Origin of the sequence: uncultured Roseobacter sp. (assembly GCF_947492555.1) — a bacterium.
GTDB lineage: Bacteria > Pseudomonadota > Alphaproteobacteria > Rhodobacterales > Rhodobacteraceae > Roseobacter.
Window position 1 is genome coordinate 1,141,148 of sequence record NZ_CANLNE010000003.1, and the last position, 10,107, is coordinate 1,151,254.

Below are 10,107 nucleotides of genomic sequence, written 5' to 3' on the forward strand. Positions count from 1 at the left end.
AGCCCCTTGCCTTGACCAGTGGGCCGGGCGTTAAAGGGCATCATGAAGGTGCTGATTCACTCCCCGCTTGATCCCGATTTTGTGCAAGACCCCTACGCGCTCTATGCCCGTGTGCTGGCGGATGACCCCGTGCAATACTGGGAAGACTACGGGATGATGGCCGTCTTTGACGCCGCCACGGTGCACGCGCTGTTGCGGGATCGCAGGCTGGGGCGCGCCGTACCCGACGACCAACGCCGGCCTGTGCCCGCCCATCTGAAGCGCTTTGATGCTGTCGAGCGCCATTCAATGCTGGATCTCGAGCCGCCGACGCACACGCGGTTGCGCGGCCTTGTCCTGCGCGCTTTCACCTCGCGGCGGATCAAAGCGCTGGCCCCCGATATCGACGAGATCTGCACCGACCTCTTGAGCCGCTTTCCGGATGGGTCCTTCGACCTCATCCCGGCCTTTTGCACCGCCCTTCCCGTCCGGGTCATTGCGCGCCTGCTGGGCGTGCCGGAGGAGATGTCGGATCAACTCCTGCGCTGGTCGAACACGATGGTGGCGATGTATCAGGCCAACCGCACCCACCAGACCGAGGTGGCCGCAGATCAGGCGGCGGGTGAATTCTCCGCGTTCCTTGCGAGCTACATCGAAAAGCGCCGGGCAGACCCGCGCGACGATCTGATCACCCATCTGATCGCGGCGGAGGAGGACGGCGAAAAACTCTCCCATCCGGAAATGATCGGGACCTGCATCCTGCTGCTGAACGCCGGGCACGAAGCAACGGTGCACACCCTGGGCAACGCGGTGAAAGCGCTGTTGGAAAATGAAACCCCCGCCAGCGCCCTCGCCCCGAATGCCATTGCCGCCACGGTCGAGGAAGCCCTGCGCTTTGACCCGCCGCTGCACATGTTCACGCGCTATGCCTATGAGGACATCGAGGTCGGCGGGCATCTCCTCGAAAAGGGCAAGCAAGTGGCGCTGATGCTGGGGGCTGCAGGGCGCGATCCTGCGCGTTTCAACGCGCCCGATCTCTTCGACCCGTTCCGTGACGTCGCCCCGCACGCAGCCTTTGGCGGCGGCCTGCATTTCTGCGTCGGCGCGCCCTTGGCCCGGCTTGAACTGCAGATGGGCCTGCGACGTCTCTTCGCCCATGCACCACACTTGAAACTGGTGGAAACGCCCACCTATTCAAACACCTACCACTTCCATGGGCTAACCCATCTGCAGGTGACGGCCTGAGCCGCGACAGGCTCACACCCGCAGCAAGCGCCCATCATAAAAATGCGGCGCCAGCCGCGCCGTTGGATCACGCCTAAAGCGGCAGCATTGTGGTCGATTTGATCTCTTCCATCGACAGCAGCGCCGTCACATTATGCACCCGCACCTCCGAGATCAGCGCCTGGTAAAAGGCGTCGTAAGCGCGCGCATTCTTCACCCGCACTTTAAGAATATAATCGATATCTCCCGCCAGCCGGTGCGCCTCCTGCACCTCGGGCCGGTCGCGCAACGCCTTCAGGAACGCCGCCTGCCACTCCGCTTCATGCTCCGACGTGCGGATCAGGACAAAGAAACATGCCTCGAACCCCAACGCCTCCGCATCCAGCACAACCGTCTGCTGACCGATCACACCCGCATCCCGCATTTTCCGAATCCGGTTCCACACCGGCGTCTTGGAAGAGCCCACCTGGGCGGCGATTTCATCCAATGACTGGCTGGCATCGCGTTGCAGCTCGCCAAGGATTTTCCTGTCTGTGTCGTCTATGCGGACGCTCATCCTGCCTTTTCCCTCTCACATGGTCACTTGTTCTCTTTCTCAAGTAAATCAGAACAAGCGTCCTTATCAACAGCAGAACCTAGCGAATACCCGGGAAAATTTCCTATATTGGACCCAAGAAATTTCGAAAGGCTGAGCCTCATGGACCATTTTCCGATCTTCCTGCGCGTTGAAGGCCGCCGCATCGTCCTGTCGGGCGGCGGCGAGGCTGCACTGGCCAAGCTGCGCCTGTTGATGAAGACAGCGGGTCACATCACGGTATTCAGTGCTGATCCGGCCCCTGAGATCGTTGCATGGGCGGAAAACGGAAAACTGCGCCTTGTGCGCCGCGCCATGGCCCCCGGTGACACCCTTTGCGCCGCACTCTTCTACGCCGCCGATGAGGATGACGCCGAGGATGCCCGCACCGCTGCCATCGCCCGCGCGGATGGTGCCCTGGTGAATGTGGTGGACAACCTCGAAGACAGCCAGTTCATCACCCCGGCCATCGTGGACCGCGATCCTGTGACCATCGCCATCGGCACCGAGGGGGCCGCCCCGGTGCTCGCCCGCGCGATCAAGGCGGACCTCGAAGAACGTCTGCCCGTCGCTCTCGGTCCGCTTGCCCGCATCGGCAAGACCTTCCGCAAAGCCGCCGAGGCCCTACCTTTTGGACGCGCTCGGCGGGATTTCTGGCGCGACTATTACTTCAACGCAGGCCCTGCCGCGATCACCGGCGGCGAGACGGCTGTTCAGGGCGCACTGGACGAGCTGCTCACCGACCATCTCGCGCGCAAGGCCCGCCCCGGTCATGTACATTTCGTGGGCGGCGGCCCGGGCGACCCGGACCTGCTGACCATGAAAGCGCGCCGCCTTTTGGATGAGGCCGACGTGGTGATCTACGACCGGCTGATCAGCCAGCCGATCCTCGAACTGGCCCGCCGTGAGGCGGTGATGATCGACGTGGGCAAGGAGGCATTCGGCCCCTCCACCCCGCAGGAAACCATCAACGATCTGATCGTTGAGCACGCGCAAAGAGGCGCGCAGGTGGTGCGGTTGAAATCCGGCGATGCCACCGTCTTTGGTCGCCTCGACGAAGAGATCGATGCGCTGGACGCGCATCAGATCGCCTGGAGCATTGTGCCGGGCATCACTTCTGCCTCCGCCGCCGTGGCGGAAATCGGTCAGAGCCTGACAAAGCGCGGGCGCAACTCCTCCGTGCGGTTCCTGACCGGCCACGACATGAAAGGGTTTGCCGATCATGACTGGGCCACGCTTGCACGTCCCGGCGAGGTCGCCGCGATCTACATGGGCAAGAAATCCGCGCGCTTCATTCAGGGCCGCCTGATCATGCATGGCGCGGACCGCCACACGCCTGTGACCGTGATCGAAAACGCCTCCCGCCCGGAGCAGCGCATTCTGGACACCACGCTGGACGCGCTGCCCACGGCGCTGGCGGCTGCAGAGATGTCCGGCCCGGCGCTCACCTTCTACGGGCTGGCCCCGCGCGACGCGGTGCAGGCGCAGACCGACAACCCCTACTCTTCCCCCATCCAAGCACAGGAGGCGCTCTGATGCCCCGCGCATTTACCCCCAAAGTTGTGACCGCAAACGCCCTGCTCGAAGGCGATGTCATCTATCAGACGGCGACCGGATGGAGCCGTGATCTGGCCGAGGCCGAGGTGCTGACCGATGAGGCCGACGCCGATCTGCGCCTGATTGATGCAGCCCAGCAGGTGGACAGCGTTGTAGGCGCCTATCTGGCCGATGTGGATGCCAGCGCAGACACGCCCAAGCCCACACATTTCCGTGAAGACTTCCGCGCCAAAGGGCCGTCCAACTACGCCCACGGCAAGCAAGAGGCAGCCAGCCATGTATAACTATACCGACTTCGACACCGCCTTCATCAAGGAACGCAACGCCCAGTTCCGCGCCCAGGTCGAGCGCCGCATCGACGGATCGCTGACCGAGGATGAATTCAAGCCGCTGCGTCTGATGAACGGGCTCTACCTGCAGCTGCACGCCTATATGCTGCGCGTGGCGATCCCCTATGGCACGTTGAACAGCCGCCAGATGCATGTGCTGGCCGACATCGCGGACAAGTGGGACAAGGGCTATGGCCATTTCACCACGCGCCAGAACATCCAGTACAACTGGCCGCAACTGCGCGACGTGCCGGATATGCTGGATGCACTGGGTGAGGTGCAGATGCACGCGATCCAGACCTCGGGCAATACCATCCGCAACGTGACCGCAGACCATTTCGCGGGTGCCGCGGCAGATGAGATTGCCGATCCGCGCCCTGTGGCAGAGCTGATCCGTCAGTGGTCCACCGACCATCCGGAATTCCAGTTCCTGCCGCGCAAGTTCAAGGTGGCCGTGACCGGCTCGCCAAATGACCGGGCGGTGACCAAGGCGCATGACATTGGTCTGCGCATGGTTGAGCGCGACGGTGTTGCCGGTTTTGAGGTGATCGTGGGCGGCGGTCTGGGGCGCACGCCGATGATCGGCAAGGTGCTGAAAGACTTCCTGCCGCGCGAAGACCTGCTGCCCTATCTGGAGGCCATTGTCAGCGTCTACAACCTGCTGGGTCGCCGCGACAACAAGTATAAGGCGCGGATCAAGATCACCCTGCATGAGAACGGGCTGGAGGATTTCAGCGCGCGGGTCGAGGAACGCTATGCGCTGATCCGGCCGCAGTTCACCGGTGTGGATCAGCAGATGCTGGCTGCGATCGAGGCCGATTTCGCCCTGCCGACCTTCCGTCAGGAAAAGGTGCGGGAATATCACGAGGCGCGCGACCACTATCCCGCGTTCCGCAGCTGGGCCGATACCAACCTCGCCGAGCACCGCGAACCGGGCTATGCGATTGTCACGATCAGCCTCAAGGCCCATGGCGCCACGCCGGGCGATGCCACCTCGGCGCAGATGCGCCTGATGGCCGATCTCGCCAAACGCTACGGTCATGATGAGCTGCGCATCAGCCACGAGCAGAACGTGATCCTGCCGCATGTGCATAAGAACGACCTGCCATCGGTCTATTCCGCGCTGCGTGCTGCCGGTCTGGGCACCGCCAATGTCGGTCTGATTTCCGACATCATCGCCTGCCCCGGCATGGATTACTGCGCGCTGGCCACGGCGCGCTCGATCCCGATTGCGCAGGAAATCGCGACACGCTTTGACGAGCTGAAGTTGGAGCATGACGTCGGGCCACTCAAGATCAAGATCTCCGGCTGCATCAACGCCTGTGGGCACCACCATGTGGGGCATATCGGCATTCTCGGCCTCGACCGGGCTGGTGTGGAGAACTACCAGATCACGCTGGGCGGGGACGGCACCGAAGACGCCAGCATTGGCGAGCGGGCGGGTCCAGGCTTCTCTGCCGAGGAGATCATCCCGGCCATCGAACGTCTGGTGCTGGCCTATCTTGAGTTGCGCGATGAGCCAGCAGAGACCTTCCTGCAGACCTATCGTCGCCTTGGCCTCGCCCCCTTCAAAGCCGCCCTCTACCCCGAGGCACAGGCCAATGCCGCTTGATCACCCTGCTCCCCAGGACGATCTGATCCTGCGCACTAAGGTGGACCAGCTGAATGACCGGCTGCGCCACCATAGTGCGACGGATGTACTGCACGCGGCACGTGACGACGTGCCCGATCTGGCGCTGGTGTCCAGCTTTGGCGCGGAATCCGTGGCCTTGCTGCACCTGACCGCCATGGTGGATCGGGATATCCCGGTGCTGTTCATCGACACCGAGATGCTTTTCACCGAGACGCTGGTCTACCAGCAAGAGGTGGCGGAGCGGCTGGGTCTGCGCAACCTGCGGATCCTCCGCAGCGAAGATGTGCGGCGCGAGGACCCCGATGGCACCCTGCACCAACGTGACACCGATGCCTGCTGTGCCCTGCGCAAGACGCGCCCCCTGAACGCCGCCCTTGCGCAGCACGGCGGCTGGATCACCGGGCGCAAGCGGTTCCAGTCAGGCCAGCGCGCTGAACTGGACTTCTTTGAGGTGGAAGCAGGCACGGGCCGCATCAAGGTCAACCCGCTGGCCTATTGGCAACCGGGCGATGTAGCCGATTACATTGCCGAAAACCGCCTGCCCCGCCATCCGTTGGTGGCCCAGGGTTATCCTTCTATCGGATGTGCGCCCTGCACCTCCCCCGTTTCCGCTGGCGAAGACCCCCGCGCGGGCCGCTGGCGCAATTCTGACAAGAACGAATGTGGCATTCACTTCGTGAATGGCAAAGCGATCCGCTTGGGATCGACGACAAAATGATCCGCACAGGAGCCCCTTTATGAGCACGCTTGTTACAGACACCGGTTTTTCCAGCGACGACTGGCAGGAACCCTTCATCACCCTGGACGCGGCTAATGACGCCAGCGCGCTGGACGTGCCATCGGATGCTGATCCGGCCGCCATCCCGCTCTGCGGTGGGTTGCAGATGATCCGTGTCGATTTCCCCTCCTCCGCCGATGGGCGTGGCTTTACCATCGCGCGGCAACTGCGCCTGCGCGGCTTCACCGGTCGGTTGCGCGCCAAGGGGCATGTGCTGGCCGATCAATACGCCATGGCGCGTCGGTCGGGCTTTGACGAGGTGGAAATCTCTGACGAGCTGGCCGCGCGGCAACCGCAGGACCAATGGCAGTTCCGTGCCAACTGGCAGGACAACAACTATCAGGCACGGCTGCGTGGCACCGGTGCACCGGTGGCGTAACGCGGCTGATTGACGCCTTTCCCCTCTCCATTCTTCTTTCTAAAAGGGACGCGCAGGTGTAAGCCTGCGTTGACATATTATGACCGAGCAAACACCCGTGACCGAAGCATCCGCCGTCAAGATCCCCACGCTGCCCGACGCGCAGACCGTAACCTCTGTTCAGCATTGGACGGACCGTCTGTTTTCCTTCCGCGTGACGCGGCCCGCAAGCTTGCGGTTCCGCTCAGGCGAGTTCGTGATGATCGGCCTGATGGGCGACCCGCACCCCGAGACCGGCAAGCAAAAACCGCTGCTGCGCGCCTATTCTATCGCCTCGCCCTCCTGGGATGAGGAGTTGGAGTTCTACTCGATCAAAGTACAGGACGGCCCGCTGACCTCCAAGCTGCAGCACATTCAGCCGGGGGATGAGATCATCCTGCGCCCCAAGCCTGTGGGCACGCTGGTGCATGACGCGCTGCTGCCGGGCAAGCGGCTGTGGTTCTTTGCCACCGGCACCGGCTTTGCGCCCTTCGCCTCGCTGCTGCGCGATCCGCAGACCTATGAGGACTATGATCAGGTCATCGTGACCCACACCTGCCGCGACGTGGCGGAACTGGAATATGGCCGCCAGCTGATCGACAACCTGCGCACGGACGAGATGATGCTGGAACTGCTGGGCGAAGAGAACCTCGCCAAGCTCACTTACTACCCCACCACAACGCGGGAAGAGAGCCCCAAGATGGGCCGCATCACCACGCTGCTGAAAGACGGGACTGTCTTTGCCGATCTGGGCATCGAGGGCATCTCGGCTGAGACGGACCGCGCCATGGTCTGCGGCTCCATGGGGCTGAACACCGACCTGAAGGAGATCCTGGAAGGGTTCGGCCTCGAAGAAGGCGCCAACTCCGATCCCAAACACTACGTGGTGGAAAAAGCCTTCGTCGGCTGACCGACACGCAGATCCAAACGAAAACGCCCGGGCCCTCAGACCCGGGCGTTTTTTATTGTGAAGAGCGGTTACTGAACGCCCAGAGCGGTGCGCAACTGGGTCAGCGCGGCTTGCAACAGTTCAGGATTGTCCTGCGCCTGCCGCACGCTGTTGGTCAGCACCAGCTTTTGTGACGTGCCCAGATCGGAGTTTTCGATCATCTCCGTCACCTTGGCGAAGTCGAACCCGTCCACTGTCAGCGCATCCTCGGCCTTCGCGTCATCCACGGCAGCAACGGTATCGGTCGCCTCATCCGCGGTGACGGCGGCGGTTTCCGTGCCGTCTTGCGCCGCCTCTGCCGCAGTATCCACGGCGTCATTGGTTGTCGCGGTTTCTGTCGCGCCGTCAACCGCGTCGCTGGCCGCGTCCGCGGCATTCTCCGCTGCCTCTTGCGTGGCATCAACTGCGCCACTTGCGGCTTCGGTCGTCGCCTGCGCTGCGGTGCTGGCGCCTTCCTCTACTGCATCGGCGGTCGCTGTCGCAGTTTCTGTCGCAGCATCCGCAACACTCTCTGCCGCTTGCTCGGTCGCATCGACCGCATCGCTGGCAGCTTCAGACGTCGCGGTTGTCGCGTCTTCCATCAGATTTGCCACACCCTCTGCGGCATCGCTCGCGGCTTCCGTTGTCGCGTCCACCGCATCTCCCGCGGCCTCTGCGACCGAGCTTGCCGCCTCGCTCACCGCGTCAGCAGCATCGCCAAGGGCTTCTTCCGCCGTTTCAAGCGGTGCGACCTCTTCTACGGTTTCCGCCGTATCCTGGACGACCTCGGCAGGGTTTTGACCGGAATAAAGCAGATATCCACCGCCGATGATCACGGCAGCCAGTAGTATCCAGACGAGATTTTTCATTTTGTTCTTCCCTCTCTAGCGCCCCGGGGCCCGTCATCGGGCCTTGTTGAGCGTTGTAATGTCAGTTGCGCATCAGGGATAAAACCATCAAAGGGGAAAACCGTTCCAATCGGCCCATTCCGGCCTATTTTGCGGCTTGAAGAAGACCCGCACCGCAGGTAACTTGCGGTTTCAGATTTATCAACAATTCAAGGACGACCATCATCGCTCGCAGACCCCACAACGCACCGCCGCAAAGAGACACCGGCCCGCGCGTCAACGACAAGATCCGAAGCCCAGAGATCCGCCTGATCGGTGCCGATGGCGAAAATGTCGGTGTCGTATCCCCGGACCGCGCCATGGATATGGCGGATGAAGCCGGTCTGGACCTCGTCGAAATTTCGCCGAACGCGAACCCACCGGTCTGCAAGATCATGGACTTCGGCAAGTTCAAATACGAGACGCAGAAACGCGAGGCCGAGGCGCGCAAGAAGCAGAAGATCATCGAGATCAAAGAGGTCAAGTTCCGCCCGAACACCGACACCAATGACTACGATGTGAAGATGCGTAACGTCTTCAAGTTCCTGGAAAACGGCGACAAGGTGAAGATCACCCTGCGGTTTCGCGGGCGCGAGATGGCGCACCAGAATCTGGGCCGCGAATTGCTGGAGCGGGTCGCCGAGGATACCAAGGACGCAGGCCGGGTGGAGAACTTCCCCAAGATGGAAGGCCGCCAGATGGTCATGCTGATCGGACCCCTGCCGAAGTGATCCCTGAGAATTTTAGCGCAAACGCCCTATCCTTACGGATGGGGCGTTTTTTGTTTTCTACGTGGCAAACGACGCTGTGGCTACTGGCCGCCAAAGCCTGAGACCGGAGTATCGAACGATCTGAGTGTGCACATGCGGTACGACTGTTCGAATCCTCTCAAACCGGGCAAAAGGGTCAGGATAGGCGCAACACCCGCGTCAGGACAGCGGAGCGCCCAGATGCCACTTGAGACTGAAATCGCCCGGTTCGCCGCAGGGCAGAACGCGAACCCGCCATCCCGGCTTGGACAACGCTACAGCGCAACGCAGTTTCTGCCGGAGGCCGGCAACACAGTCGTCTGCCATCTGGATCGAAACGCGCCGTCGCATAGCGCTGTTCTGGAGGCCCGCGCGCGACTTCAGGCGCTGCCTGATTCTGAGAGATTTCTCTACACACCCGAAGAGAGCTTGCACATGACGGTTTTTGAAGGTGTGATCGAGACGCGACGGACAGAAGACGCATGGCCCGCAGATATGGATCGTGACGCCCCTGTTACAGCCGTTACCGAGGCGCTGATGAAACACCTTGAGCCGTTTTCACCACCGCCTTCCTTCTCGGTCAGGGTCAAGGATGTACTGCCAACCGGTCTTGTTCTGGCCGGGGCGACAGCAGAAGATGACCGCCTTATGCGTGACTGGCGCGACGCGCTGACCGCGCCCTTCGGATATCGGCACAAGGACCATGACGCTTACCGCTTTCACATGACCTTCGCCTACCCCACCAGTTGGATTCCAGACGATGTGGTGCCTGTTTGGACAAGGGCATTGAACGCAATCCTGGAGGATCTTGCGCAGATGGCACCAATCATTCCGCTGAGACCGCCCGCCTTCTGCCAATTCGCCGACATGGAAGCCTTCGAGGAACTGCGCGTTCTTGCGTAAACCATAACACAAGCGATTTATTCGGTGTCTAGCCCTGCCTTTTAGCGGCAGGGCTTTTCATGTCGCGGGACCTTCACGCGGCGTTTTGCGTTGCGCGTTTTGTCATGACGGCGGTGAGATGTGCGCGGTAGTCGCCGGTGCCGTGCAGGTCGCTGATCATGTCGGCGCC

11 protein-coding genes and 1 pseudogene are annotated in these 10,107 nt (G+C 62.0%); 9 read left to right on the top strand and 3 right to left on the bottom strand.

Annotation, left to right across the window (positions count from 1 at the left end):
• Positions 1-42 precede the first annotated feature (42 nt).
• A complete protein-coding gene (locus Q1A07_RS18765; protein ID WP_299783528.1) occupies positions 43-1,224 on the top strand; it encodes a cytochrome P450 in 1,182 nt (393 codons plus the stop codon).
• A gap of 73 nt (positions 1,225-1,297) precedes the next feature.
• Here the strand turns inward: Q1A07_RS18765 and Q1A07_RS18770 are convergent, their stop codons facing one another.
• Complete coding sequence (locus Q1A07_RS18770; RefSeq protein WP_299783529.1) at positions 1,298-1,759, bottom strand: Lrp/AsnC family transcriptional regulator; 462 nt, start codon at positions 1,757-1,759, stop codon at positions 1,298-1,300.
• 141 nt (positions 1,760-1,900) lie between these two features.
• Between Q1A07_RS18770 and cysG the strand changes: the two genes are divergently transcribed.
• The 6 genes from cysG to Q1A07_RS18800 all read left to right on the top strand — a co-directional run bounded on the left by cysG (position 1,901) and on the right by Q1A07_RS18800 (position 7,381).
• A complete protein-coding gene (cysG, locus tag Q1A07_RS18775; RefSeq protein WP_299783530.1) occupies positions 1,901-3,313 on the top strand; it encodes a siroheme synthase CysG in 1,413 nt (470 codons plus the stop codon).
• The gene (locus Q1A07_RS18780) at positions 3,313-3,618 is read left to right on the top strand and encodes a DUF2849 domain-containing protein (protein ID WP_299783531.1); all 306 of its coding nucleotides are present in this window, start codon (positions 3,313-3,315) and stop codon (positions 3,616-3,618) included. The genes cysG and Q1A07_RS18780 overlap by 1 nt, the downstream gene beginning before the upstream one ends.
• Positions 3,611-5,275, top strand: coding sequence for a nitrite/sulfite reductase (locus Q1A07_RS18785; protein ID WP_299783532.1), 1,665 nt, complete (start codon positions 3,611-3,613; stop codon positions 5,273-5,275). The genes Q1A07_RS18780 and Q1A07_RS18785 overlap by 8 nt, the downstream gene beginning before the upstream one ends.
• Positions 5,265-6,014, top strand: a complete 750-nt coding sequence (locus Q1A07_RS18790; RefSeq protein WP_299783533.1) for a phosphoadenylyl-sulfate reductase — start codon at positions 5,265-5,267, stop codon at positions 6,012-6,014. The genes Q1A07_RS18785 and Q1A07_RS18790 overlap by 11 nt, the downstream gene beginning before the upstream one ends.
• Positions 6,015-6,033: 19 nt before the next feature.
• Complete coding sequence (locus tag Q1A07_RS18795) at positions 6,034-6,453, top strand: DUF934 domain-containing protein (protein ID WP_299783534.1); 420 nt, start codon at positions 6,034-6,036, stop codon at positions 6,451-6,453.
• Positions 6,454-6,532: 79 nt separating this feature from the next.
• Positions 6,533-7,381 (top strand): ferredoxin--NADP reductase, encoded by an 849-nt coding sequence (locus Q1A07_RS18800; protein WP_299783535.1) that lies wholly within the window; start codon positions 6,533-6,535, stop codon positions 7,379-7,381.
• Between the two features lie 68 nt (positions 7,382-7,449).
• Here the strand turns inward: Q1A07_RS18800 and Q1A07_RS18805 are convergent, their stop codons facing one another.
• Positions 7,450-8,268: a translation initiation factor 3 gene (locus tag Q1A07_RS18805; RefSeq protein WP_299783536.1), complete on the bottom strand. Its 819-nt coding sequence runs from the start codon at positions 8,266-8,268 to the stop codon at positions 7,450-7,452.
• A gap of 203 nt (positions 8,269-8,471) precedes the next feature.
• Between Q1A07_RS18805 and infC the strand changes: the two genes are divergently transcribed.
• On the top strand, positions 8,472-9,017 hold the full coding sequence (gene infC / locus Q1A07_RS18810; RefSeq protein WP_366523705.1) for a translation initiation factor IF-3: 546 nt from the start codon (positions 8,472-8,474) through the stop codon (positions 9,015-9,017).
• Between the two features lie 219 nt (positions 9,018-9,236).
• Positions 9,237-9,938: a DUF1868 domain-containing protein gene (locus tag Q1A07_RS18815; RefSeq protein ID WP_299783537.1), complete on the top strand. Its 702-nt coding sequence runs from the start codon at positions 9,237-9,239 to the stop codon at positions 9,936-9,938.
• 73 nt (positions 9,939-10,011) lie between these two features.
• On the opposite strand, the pseudogene Q1A07_RS18820 reads toward Q1A07_RS18815, so the two are convergent.
• A pseudogene (locus Q1A07_RS18820) lies at positions 10,012-10,107 on the bottom strand (carbon monoxide dehydrogenase); the annotation flags it as partial.